The sequence below is a fragment of the Paenibacillus sediminis genome (assembly GCF_017873765.1).
Lineage (GTDB): Bacteria > Bacillota > Bacilli > Paenibacillales > Paenibacillaceae > Paenibacillus_AG > Paenibacillus_AG sediminis.
The window spans coordinates 65,987-85,294 of record NZ_JAGGKP010000002.1 but is presented as its reverse complement, the minus strand read 5'-3'; the positions used below and the strand labels follow the sequence as shown (position 1 = coordinate 85,294).

General features: G+C 41.6%; 19 protein-coding genes. 18 read left to right on the top strand and 1 reads right to left on the bottom strand.

Annotated features, from left to right (window positions below):
* Window positions 1–9: 9 nt before the first annotated feature.
* Genes J2Z20_RS07555 through J2Z20_RS07545 form a run of 3 tightly spaced genes read left to right on the top strand, consistent with a single transcriptional unit; the run spans window position 10 to window position 1,128 of the window.
* Window positions 10–363 carry a flagellar protein FlaG gene (locus J2Z20_RS07555; RefSeq protein ID WP_209847626.1) on the top strand — a complete coding sequence of 118 codons (354 nt, stop codon included), beginning with the start codon at window positions 10–12 and terminating at the stop codon, window positions 361–363.
* 8 nt (window positions 364–371) lie between these two features.
* Window positions 372–752 (top strand): flagellar export chaperone FliS, encoded by a 381-nt coding sequence (fliS, locus tag J2Z20_RS07550; RefSeq protein WP_209847623.1) that lies wholly within the window; start codon window positions 372–374, stop codon window positions 750–752.
* Window position 753: 1 nt separating this feature from the next.
* The gene (locus J2Z20_RS07545; protein ID WP_209847620.1) at window positions 754–1,128 is read left to right on the top strand and encodes a hypothetical protein; all 375 of its coding nucleotides are present in this window, start codon (window positions 754–756) and stop codon (window positions 1,126–1,128) included.
* An 85-nt stretch (window positions 1,129–1,213) separates the two neighbouring features.
* On the opposite strand, the gene J2Z20_RS07540 is transcribed toward J2Z20_RS07545, so the two are convergent.
* Window positions 1,214–3,145, bottom strand: coding sequence for a tetratricopeptide repeat-containing glycosyltransferase family 2 protein (locus J2Z20_RS07540; RefSeq protein WP_209847617.1), 1,932 nt, complete (start codon window positions 3,143–3,145; stop codon window positions 1,214–1,216).
* Between the two features lie 258 nt (window positions 3,146–3,403).
* On the opposite strand from J2Z20_RS07540, the gene J2Z20_RS07535 reads away from it, so the two are divergent.
* From J2Z20_RS07535 to argJ, 15 genes are all read left to right on the top strand, one after another.
* Window positions 3,404–5,020, top strand: a complete 1,617-nt coding sequence (locus J2Z20_RS07535) for a glycosyltransferase family 2 protein (protein ID WP_209847614.1) — start codon at window positions 3,404–3,406, stop codon at window positions 5,018–5,020.
* Between the two features lie 4 nt (window positions 5,021–5,024).
* Window positions 5,025–5,795, top strand: coding sequence for a glucose-1-phosphate cytidylyltransferase (gene rfbF, locus J2Z20_RS07530; RefSeq protein ID WP_209847611.1), 771 nt, complete (start codon window positions 5,025–5,027; stop codon window positions 5,793–5,795).
* The gene (gene rfbG, locus J2Z20_RS07525; protein ID WP_209847607.1) at window positions 5,795–6,904 is read left to right on the top strand and encodes a CDP-glucose 4,6-dehydratase; all 1,110 of its coding nucleotides are present in this window, start codon (window positions 5,795–5,797) and stop codon (window positions 6,902–6,904) included. Before rfbF ends, rfbG begins: the two co-directional genes overlap by 1 nt.
* Window positions 6,864–8,093 carry a class I SAM-dependent methyltransferase gene (locus J2Z20_RS07520; RefSeq protein ID WP_209847603.1) on the top strand — a complete coding sequence of 410 codons (1,230 nt, stop codon included), beginning with the start codon at window positions 6,864–6,866 and terminating at the stop codon, window positions 8,091–8,093. Before rfbG ends, J2Z20_RS07520 begins: the two co-directional genes overlap by 41 nt.
* Entirely contained in the window at window positions 8,090–8,623 is a 534-nt protein-coding gene (gene rfbC / locus J2Z20_RS07515; RefSeq protein WP_209847600.1) for a dTDP-4-dehydrorhamnose 3,5-epimerase, read from the top strand. The genes J2Z20_RS07520 and rfbC overlap by 4 nt, the downstream gene beginning before the upstream one ends.
* Before the next feature lie 6 nt (window positions 8,624–8,629).
* Window positions 8,630–9,490: an NAD-dependent epimerase/dehydratase family protein gene (locus tag J2Z20_RS07510; protein ID WP_209847597.1), complete on the top strand. Its 861-nt coding sequence runs from the start codon at window positions 8,630–8,632 to the stop codon at window positions 9,488–9,490.
* 39 nt (window positions 9,491–9,529) lie between these two features.
* Entirely contained in the window at window positions 9,530–10,018 is a 489-nt protein-coding gene (locus tag J2Z20_RS07505; RefSeq protein WP_209847594.1) for an acyltransferase, read from the top strand.
* A 153-nt stretch (window positions 10,019–10,171) separates the two neighbouring features.
* Window positions 10,172–10,840, top strand: a complete 669-nt coding sequence (locus J2Z20_RS07500) for an LbetaH domain-containing protein (RefSeq protein ID WP_209847591.1) — start codon at window positions 10,172–10,174, stop codon at window positions 10,838–10,840.
* 192 nt (window positions 10,841–11,032) lie between these two features.
* The gene (locus J2Z20_RS07495; RefSeq protein WP_209847589.1) at window positions 11,033–11,230 is read left to right on the top strand and encodes a cold shock domain-containing protein; all 198 of its coding nucleotides are present in this window, start codon (window positions 11,033–11,035) and stop codon (window positions 11,228–11,230) included.
* A gap of 209 nt (window positions 11,231–11,439) precedes the next feature.
* Window positions 11,440–11,991 (top strand): ribosome hibernation-promoting factor, HPF/YfiA family, encoded by a 552-nt coding sequence (hpf, locus tag J2Z20_RS07490; protein WP_209847586.1) that lies wholly within the window; start codon window positions 11,440–11,442, stop codon window positions 11,989–11,991.
* Window positions 11,992–12,184: 193 nt separating this feature from the next.
* Window positions 12,185–14,692 (top strand): preprotein translocase subunit SecA, encoded by a 2,508-nt coding sequence (gene secA, locus J2Z20_RS07485; protein WP_209847582.1) that lies wholly within the window; start codon window positions 12,185–12,187, stop codon window positions 14,690–14,692.
* A 41-nt stretch (window positions 14,693–14,733) separates the two neighbouring features.
* Window positions 14,734–15,847, top strand: a protein-coding gene (gene prfB / locus J2Z20_RS07480) for a peptide chain release factor 2 (protein ID WP_209847579.1) whose coding sequence is annotated in 2 segments (ribosomal slippage) — window positions 14,734–14,805 and window positions 14,807–15,847 — 1,113 coding nt in all. Because the reading frame shifts where the segments join, the coding sequence is not laid out codon by codon here.
* 107 nt (window positions 15,848–15,954) lie between these two features.
* Window positions 15,955–16,839, top strand: coding sequence for a YitT family protein (locus tag J2Z20_RS07475; RefSeq protein ID WP_209847577.1), 885 nt, complete (start codon window positions 15,955–15,957; stop codon window positions 16,837–16,839).
* A gap of 160 nt (window positions 16,840–16,999) precedes the next feature.
* Window positions 17,000–18,052 (top strand): N-acetyl-gamma-glutamyl-phosphate reductase, encoded by a 1,053-nt coding sequence (gene argC / locus J2Z20_RS07470; protein ID WP_209847575.1) that lies wholly within the window; start codon window positions 17,000–17,002, stop codon window positions 18,050–18,052.
* An 18-nt stretch (window positions 18,053–18,070) separates the two neighbouring features.
* The gene (gene argJ, locus J2Z20_RS07465; RefSeq protein ID WP_209847572.1) at window positions 18,071–19,297 is read left to right on the top strand and encodes a bifunctional glutamate N-acetyltransferase/amino-acid acetyltransferase ArgJ; all 1,227 of its coding nucleotides are present in this window, start codon (window positions 18,071–18,073) and stop codon (window positions 19,295–19,297) included.
* The last annotated feature ends 11 nt before the right edge of the window (window positions 19,298–19,308 follow it).

Here is a 19,308-nt window from a genome sequence, read left to right as displayed (position 1 = left end):
GTGTAGAAAGTGGAGATCCAAAACACAGTTTTGATAAATCAAATAAAACCTGTGGATACTAATCTTCCAGTCATCCGTGCCGCTGGTGAATATGAAGTGTTAAAAGATAAACAAAAACATGAAATTCTATCTATTTCGGAGAATGCCCTTGTACATGCGATTGAAAAGGCAAATAAGGCAGTACAAGGCACTCCACATGTGTTTAATTACAAAGTACATGAACCAACGGGAGAATTGATTGTACAAGTATTAGATAAGGATACAAATGAAGTTATTCATGAAATTCCATCAGAAAAATATCTTGAACTTGTGGATAAATTACAGGAATTAACAGTAGGTGCAATCATCGACAAGAAGAGGTGACATGCTGCATGTTGCAACAAGCAGCTCAAAATCAATACTTAAACTCACAAGTGCAAACGGCATCCCCAGGGGATTTGACATTAATGTTATATAACGGGTGTCTACGATTTATGAAGATGGGTGTTATTAGTATTGAGCAAGGCAAAATAGAGGAGAAACATTATAATTTAACGAGGGCATTAAATATTATTGAAGAATTACAAGTGACATTAGATATGAAATATGACATTTCTCAGAATTTGTTTGCCTTATATGACTATGTGACGAGACTAATAACTACAGCCAGTTTAAAACTTGATGTTGAGAAGTTGCAAGAAGCTATTACCCTTATGTCAGAACTAAGAGATACTTGGGCCAGTGCTTTGAAGCAAGTGAAGATGGAGACTTGATATGACTGTAGAGGATTCAAGTGAATTATTGCTAGTCGTTCAGTCTCTGCTTCATACAAGTAAACAAATTGTAGGATTAAACCTTAATGATGATCTCAATGATCATCTACTATTCAAATTACAGAATGAACAAGAACTGCTTCGAAATAAAGCTACAGACATCTTAGAAATGAAACCAGAGTTAATGTCGAATGAGGTACGAATTATATTGCAAGAATGTGTAACCATAGAGAAGCGAATTTCACATTCTTTAAATCTTCAGAAAAATCGTATCCAAAATATATTAAATCCTTCCGATAAAAGTAAAATACCTAAAAATGGATATCTGACAGAGGCACATAACTACATTGGATATTTTATTGATAACCATTTATAAAATTATTTTTTATCATACTTATTAGTACCTCAGCTACTATGAAGAAAGGAAAAGGCCTCCTGAATGTCAGGAGGCCCTCTTTCTATTACAGAGTCCTATTGTAGAGGAAAGGTAATTTTACTGCATATGAATATTGTTTTTGAAATTGTTTAAAAAATGATTGATAAACTTCAGCTGGAGGATTGCTTGAAGCAAGTATTCCAATTAATTCAGGTGACGGATTTGATTCTAGTGCGTACTCAAGCAGAGAAACCCCATCCTCCCAATTTTGATGTTTCAGGCAAAAGAAGGCCAATTCTTTAGCACCTTCCCCATTCAATGCCCCGTTTTCTAGTAAAACACTGAGGTATTCCAGGGCTATGTCACTTCTTGTAATAAGCAGCATTCTTTCCGAAACTAGATGAAGAAGTTTGCTATCTGCACAATGCTCAATTATTTTATTGAACAAATCTGTGTAGTTCATAGTAAACATACGAATAAGTACTTCTGCAAGATGAGGATAAGTGCTATCATCTATATCGACTTCAACATGGTTGTCATTTACAACTTGAATGAGTTGATCTGCTACCATCTGAAGGTTGTTAGCTTTATCGTTCGTACAAAGATTAAGATATTGATTGTCTTGATAAATAATTGAAGCGGTAAGCGCTAAATCTGTTGAAAGTAATGATTGATCATTTTTGAGCTGCCAAGCTTGCTCAGGCAATGGTTGATTCATAACAAGTGAATAGTTTATATTGTCAGCAAATGTCAATGAGACATTTAAATGATGGCACTGCAACCAAAAGTGATGAGATAGCTGCTTCTGTCCGATTGATAGAGATATTCGAAGTAGAAATATACAGATATCAGGCTGATCTGTAGAATAAAGCTGTTGCAACAATTGAATAACTTTTTGCTCGTTTTCATGGTTAGTTAACGTTTGAAGAAGCAGTCGCAGGCAAATGTGATCAGTAGGATCACATTGGATAGCCTTCGTTAAATGAAATACAAGCTTATGTAAATCATCTTGCTTTCTAGCGATATCGGCTATCATCTGATGGGGTATGAGTCGTCCATAGTTCGGTTGAGTTATCCAATAAGGACGATCGATTTTTTCACACTCATCTGCAATTGCGATAGCTTTTTCAAAACATGCCATTGCATCTGTGTACATACCGAAGTGATTAAGCAATATACCCTCTAAGCAATAATAGTCCGAATAACCACTCCACCTATTTTGTGCATCTTTTATCAACCGATAAGCATCGGCGAATAGATTTTCGCTCACTAGGGTGCCTACCAAGCGATCAACCAAGTGAGTATACCATGTATGTTCGGGTTTTGATTTTGATAGTGATTTTTTGTAATATTTCAGAGCCTCTTTATTACGTCCAGAGTTTCTATACTCATTAGCAAGTACGAAACAGTAATATGGATTGTTCAGAGATTCTTTACTTTTTGCTTTCTCGAGAATGGATAAATTTCTTTTTGTTTTCTCTTTCTCAGCAACAACGTTATTTTGATATCCCGTATGAAATATAGTGAATGAATAAGTTTCAAATGATATATTACCCTGTCTGGACACAAGTTGTTCGTGGATAGATTCTTTATAATAAATCCCATTGTTAAGAAAAATTCGAGTTCCGGAAGATTCCAATAAATGGTGGTTTCCGTTGCCAAGGAAATTCATGATTCTTAATATAAATGCTCTTGGATTTGAATCCGAGACTGATGATAGAAAGTCACGCAATTCTTGATGTCCAGTAGGCTGCACATATTCATCAGCATCTAATACTAATATCCATTTTCCTGTCGCATGTTTCAGTGATTCATTCCGAGCGGCGGAAAAATCATTGGACCACTTAAAATCATAGACTTTGTCGGTGTGATACATTGCTATTTCTTTCGTTCGATCAGTTGACCCTGTATCTACAATGACTATTTCATCGACAAGTGTCGATACACTTTCCAGACAGCGTGCCAATACTTTCTCTTCATTTTTTACAATCATACATAATGATATCAGTTTTTCCATTTATCGAACCTCCATGGTGTATATGTTATATATATCGGATTTTCTTGCTCAATATAAAATATTTTTCTGAAAAAATGTTGATGGTAAAATGTTTAAACTTCAATTTTTGCCGGAAGAACAGATTATCTCACGAAGAAAGTAACGATTGATTTTTTATTGGTAATTTTTAACAGTTAAATACAACTAACAATTAGTCGATAAATATATTATGTAAGTATATAGGTCTTTAGTGGGTATAGAATGGAGAAAAATCACATTATGGAGAAGCAGACAATTCAAGAACTTATTCAAATTGGCAGTATAGACGAGGCCAAGAGATTAATGTCGGAGTTTGAACAGACAAATCCTACAGTTGAAGATGTTGAAATTTATACAATCAAAGCAGCTATTGCGGTAGCGGAAAATAATTTACAAGAGGCTGAAGACCAGCTGCTTAAAGGAATACTCCTTGACCCTAATTATGACGATCTGCTATTTAATTTGGGTTATGTTTACAAGTTGCGTGGTGACTATAGTCAATCTAGTACCTATTTTGAAAAGGCTTTAGCTGCTACAAAAAATATAGAGCTCATTGATCTAATAAAAGAATATATCACTGAAAATAATAGTATCACTTCAACTACAAAGCCTCTCGTTAGCATTGTAATTTTGGCATATAACAAACTAGAGTATACCAAGTTATGTATAGAAAGCATTTATAGATTTACAAGTAACATTGATTACGAACTTATTGCTGTCAATAATGCTTCTACAGACGGCACGCAAGAATATTTCGAATCTCTTCCAGGTAATGTAAGAGTGATCCATTTGCCTCGGAATCTTGGCCCTGTAGGAGGATTTAACGAAGGATTGAAGGCAGCAAGAGGGAAATATACAGCAGCTGTCTGCAATGACTTTATTTTTACACCTCGGTGGATGGATAACCTTCTTGCCTGCATTAAATCAGATCCTACCATTGGATTCGTCTCGCCAGGTGCGAACTATATAAGTAACCATCAAAAAATTGACGGAACGTACACAAACATTGATGAAATGCTTGAGTTTGCCGAGCAATACAACCATTCTGATCCACGAAAATGGGAGGAACGTGTGCGTCTTTTACCCTGTGTATTAATGGCTCCTACAGACTTACTTAGAGATATCGGATATTTCGATACGCGATTTTATTTCGGTGAATTCGCGGATGACGATATCAGCTTCCGTATTCGCAGAGCGGGATATAAACTGGTGTTTTGTAGAGACACGTTTACTTATCATTTTGGTTCGGTTACGGTCGGCACTAATCAAGTAGAGAACAATTCCTTGCAGGTCAGTCGAGAAATATTCAAAGAGAAACATGGTATCGATTCTTGGTCCGAAGCAGGATATAGTCCCCAATTATTAGGCGCTTTGTCTGTTCGTTTATCTGACTATAAGGCCAAGATATTAGGGATAAACACTCGTTGTGGCGGTAACCCTCTCCAATTAAAGAATATGCTTCGAGAAAGAGGCGTTAGTAGTATTTCCATCACTAACTACTGTTTGAATGAGAAATATCTTATAGATCTGAATACTGTCTCGGATCATGTGATAGTCGGTGACCTAACAGACATATCCAAACATGTACCGTCTACTGAAACTTTTGACTATGTTGTGTTTGAACATGAAGCAGGCGTGTTCCAAGGTCAGCCAGAGTTACTTTCTCAGCTGTCATCACAACTAGATTTCGGAGGTCAAATGGCTGTCTCTCTATCGTATTCCAAGGTGGAACAATCTTCTATGCAAGCAGATGTACAAGCTATTGCACAGGCTGGTTTTCAAGTTATGAGTTCAATAGTTGTTCCTAATGCAACAAATGGTTATGACCTACTAATTACAGCAAGAAAGGGTGTGTAGATGGATGAAGGCAGTCATATTGGCAGGAGGATTAGGAACAAGACTTAGCGAGGAGACAATAGTAAAGCCGAAGCCGATGGTGGAAATCGGTCCGCAACCGATTTTGTGGCATATCATGAAGCTGTATTCACATTACGGTATTAACGATTTTGTTATTTGTCTCGGATATAAAGGATATTTAATTAAAGAGTATTTTTCGAATTATTTTTTACATACGTCTGATGTAACATTCGACATGAAAACGAATGAAATGCACGTACACCGCAACAATTCAGAGTCGTGGAGAGTGACTCTCGTTGATACAGGCGACCATTCCATGACAGGCGGAAGGTTAAAGCGAGTACAGCCATACGTAGGAGATGAAACATTTTGTTTTACTTACGGTGACGGGTTAAGTGATGTCAATATTGCTGAACTAATAAATTTCCATAAACAAAGTAAGCGACTTGCGACTGTAACGACTGTTCGGCCTCCTGGACGTTTCGGAGCGGTCGATTTGGAAGAGGGACGTGTCGCAGGCTTTAAAGAGAAACCAGAGGGTGACGGGAACTGGATTAATGGTGGATTCTTTGTCCTTGAGCCTGGTGTGTTTGATTATATTTCAGGTGACGATACTTTATGGGAACATGAACCAATGGTTAATTTGGCGAAAGATAATGAGATGTCCGCCTTCCAGCACTCTGGTTTCTGGCAACCGATGGATACGCTCAGGGATAAGATGAAGCTAGAAGAGCTTTGGCAAATGGGCGCTGCACCATGGAAAGTGTGGGAATGATGAGCATGGATTCATTCTGGAAGGGAAAAAAAGTTCTAGTTACTGGACACACCGGTTTTAAAGGAAGTTGGCTATCCATCTGGTTACAGCATTTGGGAGCAGACGTAGTCGGATATGCGCTTGCCCCAGAAGCACGGCCAAATTTATTTGAAGCGGCTTCCGTGGAGAGTGGCATGCAGTCTGAACTTGGAGATTTGAATGACTATGGACGTTTAGTGAGACTAATGAAAGAGACAAGCCCTGACATTGTATTCCATTTAGCAGCACAACCACTGGTACGTCTTTCGTATGATCAGCCTATTGCGACCTTTGCCACGAATGTGATGGGGACAGTTCATGTCCTCGAAGCTGCTCGGCAAACAGAATCTATTCAGGTCGTTCTGAATATCACGAGTGACAAATGTTATGACAACCCAGGAGACGTCATCAAGGGATTTAAGGAATCCGATCCGATGGGTGGCGCCGACCCTTACAGTGCAAGCAAAGGGTGTGCAGAAATCGTAACTTCGTCCTATTTGAAATCGTATTACGCTGATAACGGCAAATCACTTGCATCGGCTAGAGCAGGGAATGTTATTGGAGGCGGGGATTGGGCGAAGGATCGAATTATTCCTGATCTAATTAGAGCGGCACAACGACAAGAGCCTTTGTATATCCGCTATCCGAATGCCGTACGACCTTGGCAGCATGTGCTCGATTGCTTACACGGTTATTTATTGCTAGTGGAAAAGCTGTGGACCAACGGTTCTGAGTTCGCAGGTTCTTGGAACTTTGGCCCGAGCGAACAAGCTGTTGTATCTGTATCGGATTTAGTTGAACAAGGGCGAGCGGGATTACAGAAGGATGTTCGTGTCGTCTACGAAAAGAGTCCTCAGCTGTACGAAGCAAAGTCCTTAATGCTGAATAGCGACAAAGCGCGTACTCAGTTGGATTGGAATATCAAGTTGCAGGTTCAAGAGGCTGTTGAGTGGACGATGGAGTGGTACAATCACTATTTTATGCATGACGATATGCGAGATTTTACAGTGCAACAAATCATACGTTTTAGAGATAAGGAGCTGTCCGATCATGTCAAGTCAACTGTGCCGATTGTGCGGAGAACCTCTTAAACATACATTTATAGATTTAGGTATTTCGCCGATGGCAAATTCTTATGTGAAAACTGAGCGGCAGATGGAATACATGTATCCCCTTCGAACCTTCGTTTGCGAGCATTGCTTTCTAGTACAAACCGAAGATTATGAGACGCCAGATCATATTTTTACTGAGTATGCATATTTCAGCAGCTTCTCGGATAGTTGGCTTCAACATTGTCGTACATATGTCAACGCTATGATGGAGCGTTTTGGATTGTCCACCGAAAGTCAAGTCATTGAGATTGCGAGTAACGACGGTTACTTGCTTCAATATTTTGTTGAGAAAAATGTGCCAGTCTTAGGCGTGGAACCTGCGGCAAATGTTGCGCAGACTGCAATAGATAAAGGGGTTCCGACAGTTGTAGACTTTTTTGGAACCCGGTTGGCCGAGTCGTTAGTCCAGCAAGGGAAACGTGCGGATCTATTATTGGGTAACAATGTTCTTGCACATGTACCGCAATTGAATGATTTTGTCGCTGGAATGAAGATGATTCTGAAACCGGATGGCATCATCACGATGGAATTTCCTCATCTGATGAAACTCATGGAGAACAATCAGTTCGATACAATTTATCATGAGCATTTCTCTTACTTATCATTAACGACTGTATGTAAGCTGTTCGAAAAGCATGAAATGGTTATTTTCGACGTCGAACAGTTGGCTACTCATGGCGGGTCTCTACGCATTTATGTTACTCATGCTGATCGTCGTGATGTTCAGTTATCACATCGTGTATCAGAATTATTAGATCAAGAATCACAGTACGGGTTGACGGAACTCTCAACTTATGAACGATTTCATCACCAGGTCGTGAAGCTGAAACGGCAATTATTATCTTTCCTCATTGAACAGAAGAACAAAGGCAAGAAGATAGTTGGCTACGGAGCTCCTGCAAAAGGAAATACGCTTATTAACTACTGCGGTATCGACCGAGATTATATTGACTATACGGTAGATCGAAATACGTACAAGCAAGGTCACTATTTACCGGGTTCTCGAATACCTATTTATGATCCTGAACATTTAAAACAAACGAAGCCGGACTTTCTCTTTATTCTTCCGTGGAACATTAAGGAAGAGATTATAGAGCAAACTCAATTCATTCGAGAGTGGGGCGGACGTTGGATATTAGCTGTACCAGAATTGATGGTGATGGAATGAAATTCTCAGAAACATCGCTCCATGGAGCTTATATCATTGATATCGAACCTGTGACTGATATTCGAGGATATTTTGCAAGAACCTATTGCGAAAAAGAGTTTAACGAGCTCGGTCTTAAGGTACCGTTTGTCCAATGTAATGTTTCATATAATCATAACCGAGGTACTCTGAGGGGCATGCATTACCAACAGACGCCTTATGAAGAAACTAAATTGATTCGGTGTATTCGAGGCGCTATCTATGATGTAATTATCGATATTCGTCCAGAATCTCCTACATACATGCAGTGGATTGGTGTCGAATTATCAGAGCATAATAATAGGTCACTCTATGTGCCCGAGGGCTTCGCACATGGCTTTCAAACCTTGGAAGATCGAACGGAGGTCTTCTATCAGATGGGTGCGTTTTACGTGCCCGAATCCGGTAGGGGAATTCGTTGGAATGACCCAGCTTTTGGTATTCAGTGGCCGCTATCAAATCCGATTATGAGTGACCGAGATCGGCAATATTCGGATTGGAAGGAGTCCTAGACAAGCATGAGAACGACTGTTATAGGTGCAAAAGGTTTTATCGGCAGACATTTAGTATCCAGTCTCGAGTTGCTAGGGCATGAACTTTACACACCAGAAAAAAATGATAATGCCATTTTCGATCAGCCACTAGGTCATGTGATTTACTGTGCAGGAGTAACTTCGGATTTTAGAAGTCGTCCATTCGACACGATCCGAGCGCATGTCAGTTTGCTGGCTGATTTGTTGGAACGAGCGCAATTTGAATCTTTTGTCTACCTTTCTTCGACAAGAGTGTATGCAAACGAGCCCGATACTTCTATTGGTTCAGTTAGCCAGACTCTTCATGTGAACCCTCATCATGCTGAAGATTTATTTGGAATATCGAAGTTAATGGGAGAATCTCTTTGCTTGCAAACCTCACGTAAGAACGTCAGAATTGCTCGTGTTTCAAATGTTTGCGGCGATGATTTTGAATCAAATAATTTTATTTACTCTATTATCAAGGATGCATTAAGCAAAGGTGAGATCATTCTAAGAAGCTCTCTAGATTCAGCGAAAGATTATATTAGCATACATGATGTTGTTCAGTTATTAATCAATATTTCGCAGCGTGGTGAGAGCAAAATTTATAATGTAGCGAGCGGATTTAATATAACGAACGGCGAGTGGATCTCTGAAATTGTAAGGGCAACGGGATGTTCCATTCAGGTCGTTCCCAATGCACCTACAATAAAATTCCCGGTGTTAGATGTACAGCAAATTAAAGAGGAGTTTCACTTTAACCCTCGTAATTGTTTGGAAATGACTCGAGAGTTGATTGAATGCTTCCTACATAAAAGAAGTTATCGGGACAAAGGAACTTCGAATTCGACGATTCATGAATGAACGAGATCAGAATTATGTATTATGATGAGGAGCGATCCTATGCTTAAGATTTCAAACAAAGCTAATATTTCCAAATTAGCGGATATCGAACCGTCGGTGAAAGGAACCACAATTATTATAGAAGACGGAGTAATGATCGATTCTTTTGTAAAAATCAAAGCGGTTGGTGGAACAGGTAATGTTATAGTAGGTAAAAATACAAATATTAACTCAGGCTGCGTTATTTACTCCGGAAATGGAGTAACCATTGGTGAAAATGTATTAATTGCGGCTAACTGTACGCTTGCTCCTGTAAATCATGAATATCGTTCGAAGCACAGTTTAATAAGGGAACAGCGTTTTATGCCTAGCAAAAACGGTATAGTCATCGAAGATGACGTGTGGATCGGTGCAAACACTGTCATCTTAGATGGTGCGATTTTACGTAAGGGTTGTGTCGTTGGTGCCAACTCGATGGTCAATAAGGAACTGGAACCCTACTCAATAAATGTCGGAAGCCCTACTCGTAAGGTCGGTATGCGGGAATAGAACTACGGTTACGGTTATTGGTGCAAAAACGCTGGGGTGTGGCGTAATCAGTTTGCATGTAACCATTTCGGGCATTTCTTTATACCACAAATTTGTCTGGATAAGTAACGACTTAGTCAATCATTACGTAAGAGAAATGAGGGTATAGAAATAATGGAGTTGTCACTGCCTTATAGTGATTTTAAGGAATATGTCGCTAAGCAGATAGAGCACTTTTTTCCTGACAAGTATTCAGTCCATTTTCGGAGTTCTGATGTTGTCTTTGATTTAGCTTTGGAACGTACAGAATACTGTTTTAAGGACGTAACCCTTAAAGCTTATTATAAAGATGGACACCCGTTCTTAAATCATTTACATTCCGATCAATACACCGTGTTTCTATGGTTTCTGTCGAATAGTATTTGGTATGAAACTTCAGATGAACCGTTAGCTAACAAAATATTTTATTTAAATAAAGCTCTTCATGGGTTTAGCTGTATGTATGATACAAAATTACCGGACATTTTTTTGTTATTGCATAATGTCGGCACGGTACTTGGCAAAGCCGAATATAGTGATTATTTAGTTGTAGCGCAAGGGTGTACGGTTGGAGCTCAAAACGGGAAATATCCGCGGCTTGGCAAGGGGGTAGCATTACTTCCTAACTCTTCCATTATAGGAAACTGTACCATCGGAGATAGAGTATCTATAGGTATTGGTACTACTGTCTATCAACGAGACGTTGAATCACAAACAGTGTTATTCACGGATTCAAATGGCGTGTTAAAAACCAAGAAAAAAGCGGACTGTTGGGTTCAGAATTTTTATAATGTTAAGATTTAGGATGCAAACAGTTAAAGAATACTTTTCGTTAATATATTCGATCACAAGTAACAACTGAAAATTTAAAATTACATAAATTCCCAATAAAACATTTTCTTTCCCAATTGACAATGGATAAGGTTGGATGCTATATTCGATTTGTAGGCCAATACAAGCCTCGCTCTTATTTGAAAATGAAGGGAATGTTAGTGCATGCAAGGTAAAGTAAAATGGTTTAACGCAGAAAAAGGTTACGGCTTCATCGAAACTGCAGAAGGTGGAGACGTATTCGTACACTTCTCCGCAATTCAATCTGACGGATTCAAAACTTTGGAAGAAGGACAATCCGTTGAGTTTGAAATTGTTGAAGGCGCTCGCGGACCGCAAGCAGCTAACGTAATCAAATTATAATCATCCCGGCAAGGCCGACCTACATATTTGGTTTAGATGGTTAACAATTAAAGATTCGCTAGCCCAAGATCCCGGAAATTCCGGGGTCTTTTCTTGTTCTGCTTCATATGTGTAAACGCAATATTTACCTTTGTATTAGCCCAAAGGCTTTTTACATACCCTTAACAAATGTGGTATAATTAAGGTGCAAAGCAAAGGAGGAGTGCCATATGAATTTTAGTATTCGAGGTCAACAAATTGATGTGACTGATGCTTTACGTGATTATGTTGACAAGAAGCTCAGCAGACTTGAGAAGTACTTTACTGCACCCCCTATCTCAGAAGGCAACGTCACTTTAAGTGTCGTACGAGGCTTGCACACTGTGGAAGTAACGATACCGCTCCCAGGTATTATGCTACGTGCAGAAGACCGGAGCGATGACATGTATGCTTCCATTGACGCCGTCGTGGACAAGCTGGAACGTCAAATTCGCAAACACAAAACGAAACTGAACCGTAAATTCCGCAAAGACTCGAGTCAGAAAACGATTTTTGTCGATCATGCAGGTGGATCAAGTAGCGTAGCTGTGGATGAGGATGACGATCTAGAAGTTGTACGGACGAAGCGTTTTCTACTTAAACCGATGGATGTCGAAGAAGCCATCTTGCAAATGAACATGGTTGGCCACAATTTCTTCGTATTTTCCAACATTGACACGAGAGAAGTGAATGTCGTCTATAAACGAAGCGACGGCAAATATGGACTCATTGAACAAGGGTAAACAATTCATACATGCCATTATTCATTAGTATGATCTAAATGAAATGCGAGCCTTCGTCCCTCTCAGGACGAGGCTCTTTGTACGTATATACAGAGATTTACTGCTGGATAGGCAGTTGACCTTGTGTTGCGGCATCTCCTACAAACTGTTACAATTTATGCAAACCATCTGTTTTGCACGAAAGGGGTTAACCATGCTAGGACTTGTTAAAAAGATTTTCGGCGATACCAACGAACGTGAGGTTAAACGCCTGATGAAGACGGTCGATATCATCAATAGTCTTGAACCTGAATTTGCAGCACTTACTGATGAACAGCTTAAAGGAAAGACTGCTGAATTTAAGGCTCGACTGGAAAAAGGTGAGACACTCGACGAACTGCTTCCAGAAGCGTTTGCTACGGTGCGTGAAGCTTCCAAGAGGGTGCTAGGCATGCGCCATTTTGATGTACAGTTGATCGGGGGCATTGCGCTTCACGAAGGAAAAATTGCTGAAATGAAAACGGGTGAAGGGAAAACCCTGGTTGGAACTCTGCCGGTTTATTTGAATGCGCTGCTGGGACAAGGCGTGCATGTGGTAACCGTCAACGATTATCTCGCACAACGTGATAGCCAGCAGATGGGACAAATTTATGAATTCTTAGGTATGACCGTTGGTCTTAACCTAAACGGTATGGAAGCTGATGATAAACAAGCGGCTTACGCTTGCGATATAACCTATGGTACGAACAACGAGTTCGGCTTTGACTATTTGCGCGATAACATGGTTCTGTACAAAGAGCAAATGGTACAACGCCCGCTCTATTACTGCGTCATTGACGAAGTGGACTCCATTCTCATCGATGAAGCACGTACACCTCTGATCATCTCAGGGCAAGCACAGAAATCTACTGAATTGTACTATGCGGCTGACCGTTTTGTAAAACGTCTAGAACCGGAAGAGGATTACACAGTAGACATTAAAGTGAAATCTGTTGCCCTTACTGAAAAAGGGGTAGCGAAAGCTGAACGTGCTTTTGGCATTAATAATCTATATGATCATGCAAATGTTACTTTGAACCACCATATCGTGCAGGCGCTTAAAGCAAATGTCATTATGCGCCGTGACGTTGATTATGTGGTAACGGATGATGAAGTCGTTATTGTTGACGAATTTACAGGCCGTCTTATGGCTGGCCGCCGTTACAGCGATGGCCTCCATCAAGCGATTGAAGCGAAGGAAGGCATCGAAGTACAAAATGAGAGCATGACGCTTGCAACGATTACGTTCCAGAACTACTTCCGTATGTACCGCAAGCTTGCCGGTATGACAGGTACGGCGAAGACGGAAGAAGAAGAATTTAAGAAAATCTATGGTCTGGAAGTCATTCAAGTGCCGACGAATCGTCCAAACCAACGTATAGATTTGCCGGACGTTGTGTACAAGAGTGTCGATGGCAAGTTCAAAGCGGTTGTCGATGAAATTGTGAAACGTCATCAAAATAACCAGCCTGTGCTTGTGGGTACAATATCCATTGAGAACTCCGAACGGCTGTCTGAAATGTTGAAGCGTAAAGGAATCAAGCATAAGGTGCTCAATGCGAAATATCATGCTGAAGAAGCAGAAATTATTTCGCGTGCAGGTGAACCGGGAGCGGTTACGATTGCAACGAACATGGCGGGCCGTGGTACGGATATTATTCTTGGTGAAGGCGTTAGCGAACTTGGCGGTCTTCACATTATCGGTACAGAACGTCACGAATCCCGCCGGATTGATAACCAGCTGCGCGGTCGTGCAGGACGTCAGGGTGACCCAGGTTCGACTCAGTTCTACCTGTCATTAGGTGATGAACTGATGAAACGGTTCGGTGCAGACAATGTGCTGGCCATGATGGAACGCCTTGGCTTTGAAGAAGATCAACCAATTGAGAGTAAAATGATTACACGTGCCATTGAATCAGCGCAAAAACGGGTAGAAGGTAACAACTTCGATATGCGTAAAGTCGTGCTCCAATATGACGACGTGATGAACCAACAACGTGAAATTATTTATAAACAACGCCGCGAGGTGCTTGAGTCCGACAATATTAAGCAAATTGTTCTAGATATGATTCGTCCAGTTATCGAACGTGTTGTCGAAGCGCACTGCAGCGACGATATTCCCGAGAACTGGGAACTTGAAGAAGTGGCTGAATATATGAACAGCAAGCTGCTTGAAGAAGGCTCTATTTCGAAAGAAGACCTGTGGGGTAAAGAACCTAGCGAAATCGTGGATTACCTGTTTGAACGTGTCCTTGAGAAATATACCGAGCGTGAAGGTACCATCGGTGACGAATTGGTTCGCGAATTTGAGAAAGTCGTTGTGCTGCGCGCAGTCGACAGCAAATGGATGGATCATATTGATGCGATGGACCAACTTCGTCAAGGGATTCACCTTCGTGCGTATGGCGGTACGGATCCACTTCGCGAATATCAATTTGAAGGCTACGAAATGTTCCATCAAATGATCGCGAGTATCCAAGAAGAAGTTGCGACATATATTATGAAAGCCAGAGTTGAAAGTAATCAGAAGCGCGAAGCTGTTGTCGACGAGAACAAAATCTCAACGAGCGGCGAGCCTGCTGTCAAACGTCCAGTTCAACGCGGCGATCAAATCGGACGCAACGATTTATGTCCTTGCGGCAGCGGTAAGAAATACAAGCACTGCCATGGACAAAATGCATAAGGAAACAAGTGCATAGTTAATGAAGAGGTGATGAAACAACCATGATCGATCCTAGTGTAAAACATGATTTACGTGAAATGGCTGCGAAACTTTCCAATCTTAGGGGGTCTCTTTGACTTAGATCTCAAGCGTGAAATGATTTCTAACTTCGAAGTGAAAATGGCAGCCCCTGATTTTTGGGATGATAACGAACGTGCGCAAAGTATTATCTCTGAGATGAATGCAGTAAAATCGTCAGTGGATCAATACGAGAAATTGCAGCAGGAATTTGATGACGCACAAATGATGATGGAGCTTGCAGAAGAAGAGAATGATGAGTCTTTGGCGAATGAAGTAGCTGAAAGCGTCAAAGGCTTAGTTAAAAAAATCGAAGATTTCGAACTGCAACTGCTTCTCAATCAGCCTTATGATAAAATGAATGCGATTTTGGAACTTCACCCAGGTGCCGGTGGTACTGAATCTCAAGACTGGGGTTCGATGCTGCTTCGCATGTATACACGCTGGGCTGAGAAACGCGGCTTTAAAGTTGAAGTTATGGATTACTTGCCTGGTGATGAGGCAGGAATCAAGAGCGTGACGCTCCTCATCAAAGGATATAACGCATACGGATATTTGAAAGCTGAGAAAGGTGTGCACAGGCTTGTTCGGATTTCGCCTTTCGATGCTTCCGGACGCCGGCATACGTCATTCGTATCTTGCGATGTCGTTCCAGAGATTAATGATGATGTGGAAATTGAAATTCGCAATGAAGATTTGAAAATCGATACGTACCGTGCCAGCGGCGCGGGCGGTCAGCATATTAATACAACGGATTCTGCCGTTCGTATCACTCATATTCCGACAGGTATCGTTGTTACTTGTCAGAATGAACGGTCACAAATTAAAAACCGTGAACGTGCAATGACGATGCTTCGTTCTAAATTGTATGAACGGAAAATCGAAGAGCAGCAGAAAGAGCTTGCTGAAATTCGCGGGGAGCAGTCCGATATCGCATGGGGCAGTCAAATTCGGTCCTATGTATTCCATCCATACAGTTTGGTGAAGGATCACCGGACACAAGTAGAGACGGGAAATATCGGTGCTGTCATGGATGGTGACATTGATATGTTTATTGATGGATATCTACGCAGTCAAATTCGAGTGGATGCCAAATAAATGCTTTTGGAATGTATTCCTACACGCCCTCACGTGTAGGAATTTTTTCTGTACATAATACATAAATGCCAGAAGACAGTTCAAGATGATCAAAGGAGAATACATAAATGATTTTTTCATCTCAAAGGAAGCGGAAGTCTTTTATTCCACTGCATGGACCTAAGCGGAACTTACTCGATGTTGCTCTCATTATCATTGGTTCATTCATTACTGCTCTTACCTTTAATATGTTTCTAGTACCAAATCGTATTGCTTCAGGCGGTGTATCCGGGATCTCTGTCCTCGTAAAAGCTTGGCTAGGTGTTGAACCTGCTTATACGCAGTGGCTGCTAAATATTCCGCTCTTTATTGCAGGAGTCATTCTGCTAGGCAAGCAGTATGGTGTACGTTCTTTGTTAGGGACGATGGTTCTTCCATTATTCGTATACCTCACCCGGGATGTCCTGGTGCCTACCACAAATCCGCTCCTCGCCTCACTTTATGGGGGAATTGGCGTTGGACTGGGACTTGGCATTGTGTTTCGCGGCCGAGGCTCTACCGGAGGGTTGTCCGTTGCTGCTCAAATTATGCAGAAGTATACAGGATTCAGTCTTGCCTTCTGCATCGTATTGTTTGACGGAATCGTCATTACACTCGCTGGCTTCGTCTTATCATGGGAGCAGGCGATGTATGCATTAATCGGACTTTATATCCAAGGGAAAATGATCGATATGCTGGAGCTTGGCATTAGCACCTCCAAAGTGGCATACATTATTACGAAAGATACGGAGCAAATGTCCAAGGTAATACTGTATGATTTAGATCGCGGCCTAACGAAATTGTCAGCAGAGGGCGGATATACCGGCAATGAACGCCCTGTATTAATGGTTGTTGTCGGACAAAATGAAGTAAGTCGTCTAAAGGCCATTGTTAAGTCAGTTGATCCAGATGCTTTTGTGATTATTAGCAATGCGCACGAAGTGCTCGGTAAAGGATTCAAGAGACAAGCTTAAATAGCTTGTCTCTTTTTTTGTTTTACATAAATTTCACCTCCCCCTGTTGTATTTATATAAATACGGTCGTATAATAATACATATTCTTTAGTATTTATACATTGAGCGGACATCATAAACGCTTTAGCTCATGGAGAGAGGCCTGAAATGGGGGATTGTCATGACAATTACGAAAATAAGAGCGGCTATTGTGGGTTCCACTGGGTATGGAGGAGTGGAGCTGATTCGTTTTTTACTAGAGCATCCAAATGTAGAGATTACATCCGTCATATCATCTTCAAGCAGTGGAGAACGGGTTGCTGCTGGATATCCTCATTTGAATGAAATCATGACACAAAACTTAGATGGAATCGATATTGCTCAAATCGCAGGAAATGCGGATGTTGTATTTACGGCAACACCTTCTGGTGTGAGCAGTAAATTAGTGCCGCAGCTGCTTGATGCAGGGCTGAAAGTGATAGATTTATCCGGTGATTTTCGTCTGAAGAGCAGCAGTTCTTATGAACAGTGGTATAAGAAGGAAGCTCCTCAGCCTGAATATTTAGAACAGGCCGTGTATGGTTTAAGCGAGATTTATGGTGAGGAAGTTGCCAGGAAGACGTTCATTGCAAATCCCGGATGTTACCCAACTGCAACACTGCTCGGGCTGATTCCGCTACTTAGTGCAGGGTGGATTGACCACCGCACCATCATTATTGATGCGAAATCAGGAGTTTCCGGTGCTGGAAGGGGCACAAGTCTTCTCATTCATTACTCTGAAATGAATGAAAATTTCAAAGCGTATAAAGTCAATAGACATCAACATATCCCTGAAATAGAGCAGACTTTATCCGAGGCTCTGGGAGAGGACGTCACAGTCACCTTTACTACCCATCTTGTGCCTATGACGCGCGGGATTATGACCACGATGTACGCGACGTTAACAGGAGCATATACAGAGGAAGATTTGATACAGCTGTATCGTCAGTATTATGAAGGGCGGCCTTTTGTCCGCATTCGGGATGCAGGCGGATGGCCAGCGACGAAGGAAGTTTACGGCTCTAATTATTGCGATATTGGGTTTGCAGTAGATCAGCGAACAGGCCGTGTAACGATCATTTCGGTCATAGATAATTTGGTCAAAGGCGCAGCGGGTCAAGCGATTCAAAATTTAAATTTGATGATGGGCTGGGATGAGAGCGTAGGCTTAACTCGTACACCAGTATATCCATAAAAGTGGGGGAAAGCACATATGGGACAGCATACGTTTACTGTCGTTACTGACGGTTCTATTACATCCCCTCGGGGTTTCCGAGCTGGAGGACTTCATTGCGGTTTGAAAAAAACAACTCGCCACGATCTTGGCGCGATAGTGTGTGACGTACCTGCTACGGCGGCAGCGGTGTATACAACAAACGTATTTCAAGCAGCGCCTATTAAAGTGACGAAGGAAAGTCTAGCAAATCACACCTTACGAGCAGTCATTGTCAACAGCGGCAATGCCAATGCTTGCACAGGTAAGCAAGGTGAAGAGGACGCATTTACAATGCGTGCGGCAGCAGCGAAGCATCTAGGAGTAGGCGAGCAAGATGTAGCTGTTGCATCAACTGGAGTCATCGGCGAACTGCTTAAGATGGATCTGCTTACTTCAGGCATTGCAGCACTGCCTTCTCGTATTTCTAGTGAATCTGCGGCTGCTGAGGACTTTTGCCAAGCGATACTTACAACAGATCTTGTGAAGAAGGAAATATGCGTCACTCTTGAAGTGAACGGTAAACAGGTGACGATTGCGGGGGCAGCGAAAGGCTCGGGAATGATTCATCCGAACATGGCGACGATGCTTTCTTTTATAACGACGGATGCTCATATTGATGCGGATTCACTTCAGCAGTTATTAAGAGAAACGACGGACCTTACTTTTAATATGATTACCGTGGATGGAGATTCGAGCACCAATGATATGCTCCTTGTCATGGCTAGCGGACTTGCTGATAATGACCAATTGACACCGCAGCATAAAGATTGGGAGAGCTTTGCAGCTGCATTCCGCCATGTGTGTGAGGTGCTGGCGCAATCGATCGCTCGTGACGGTGAAGGCGCGACGAAGCTGATTGAGGTGAGTGTAAGCGGAGCGATTAGTGATACGTCGGCAAGAGTGATTGCGAAGACCATTGTCGGCTCGAGTCTCGTGAAATCCGCGATATTCGGCTCCGATGCGAACTGGGGCCGCATTATTGCCGCTGTAGGACGTGCGGGAGAGCCTGTAAATCCAGAAACCGTAAATATACGTCTCGGCGATATCGCTGTGCTGACGGATTCTAAGCCTGTTCCTTTCAATGAGGACGAAGCGCTTGCTTATTTAAAAGGGGATACCGTGCAAATTGTAGTCGATCTTCGTAACGGACCAGGTAAGGCAACAGCTTGGGGCTGTGACTTAACTTATGATTATGTGAAAATAAACGCCGCTTACCGGACATAAGGGAGGTTCAC

Bases quoted from the DNA above. Each gene is read 5' to 3' on its own strand.
- argC (WP_209847575.1), top strand. From the start codon at position 17,000: ATGACAATTACGAAAATAAGAGCGGCTATTGTGGGTTCCACTGGGTAT.
- J2Z20_RS07545 (WP_209847620.1), top strand. From the start codon at position 754: ATGACTGTAGAGGATTCAAGTGAATTATTGCTAGTCGTTCAGTCTCTG.
- J2Z20_RS07505 (WP_209847594.1), top strand. From the start codon at position 9,530: ATGCTTAAGATTTCAAACAAAGCTAATATTTCCAAATTAGCGGATATC.
- secA (WP_209847582.1), top strand. From the start codon at position 12,185: ATGCTAGGACTTGTTAAAAAGATTTTCGGCGATACCAACGAACGTGAG.
- J2Z20_RS07510 (WP_209847597.1), top strand. From the start codon at position 8,630: ATGAGAACGACTGTTATAGGTGCAAAAGGTTTTATCGGCAGACATTTA.
- rfbG (WP_209847607.1), top strand. From the start codon at position 5,795: ATGAGCATGGATTCATTCTGGAAGGGAAAAAAAGTTCTAGTTACTGGA.
- fliS (WP_209847623.1), top strand. From the start codon at position 372: ATGTTGCAACAAGCAGCTCAAAATCAATACTTAAACTCACAAGTGCAA.
- J2Z20_RS07535 (WP_209847614.1), top strand. From the start codon at position 3,404: ATGGAGAAGCAGACAATTCAAGAACTTATTCAAATTGGCAGTATAGAC.
- rfbC (WP_209847600.1), top strand. From the start codon at position 8,090: ATGAAATTCTCAGAAACATCGCTCCATGGAGCTTATATCATTGATATC.
- J2Z20_RS07475 (WP_209847577.1), top strand. From the start codon at position 15,955: ATGATTTTTTCATCTCAAAGGAAGCGGAAGTCTTTTATTCCACTGCAT.
- rfbF (WP_209847611.1), top strand. From the start codon at position 5,025: ATGAAGGCAGTCATATTGGCAGGAGGATTAGGAACAAGACTTAGCGAG.
- J2Z20_RS07495 (WP_209847589.1), top strand. From the start codon at position 11,033: ATGCAAGGTAAAGTAAAATGGTTTAACGCAGAAAAAGGTTACGGCTTC.
- hpf (WP_209847586.1), top strand. From the start codon at position 11,440: ATGAATTTTAGTATTCGAGGTCAACAAATTGATGTGACTGATGCTTTA.
- J2Z20_RS07520 (WP_209847603.1), top strand. From the start codon at position 6,864: ATGTCAAGTCAACTGTGCCGATTGTGCGGAGAACCTCTTAAACATACA.
- argJ (WP_209847572.1), top strand. From the start codon at position 18,071: ATGGGACAGCATACGTTTACTGTCGTTACTGACGGTTCTATTACATCC.
- J2Z20_RS07500 (WP_209847591.1), top strand. From the start codon at position 10,172: ATGGAGTTGTCACTGCCTTATAGTGATTTTAAGGAATATGTCGCTAAG.
- J2Z20_RS07540 (WP_209847617.1), bottom strand. From the start codon at position 3,145: ATGGAAAAACTGATATCATTATGTATGATTGTAAAAAATGAAGAGAAA.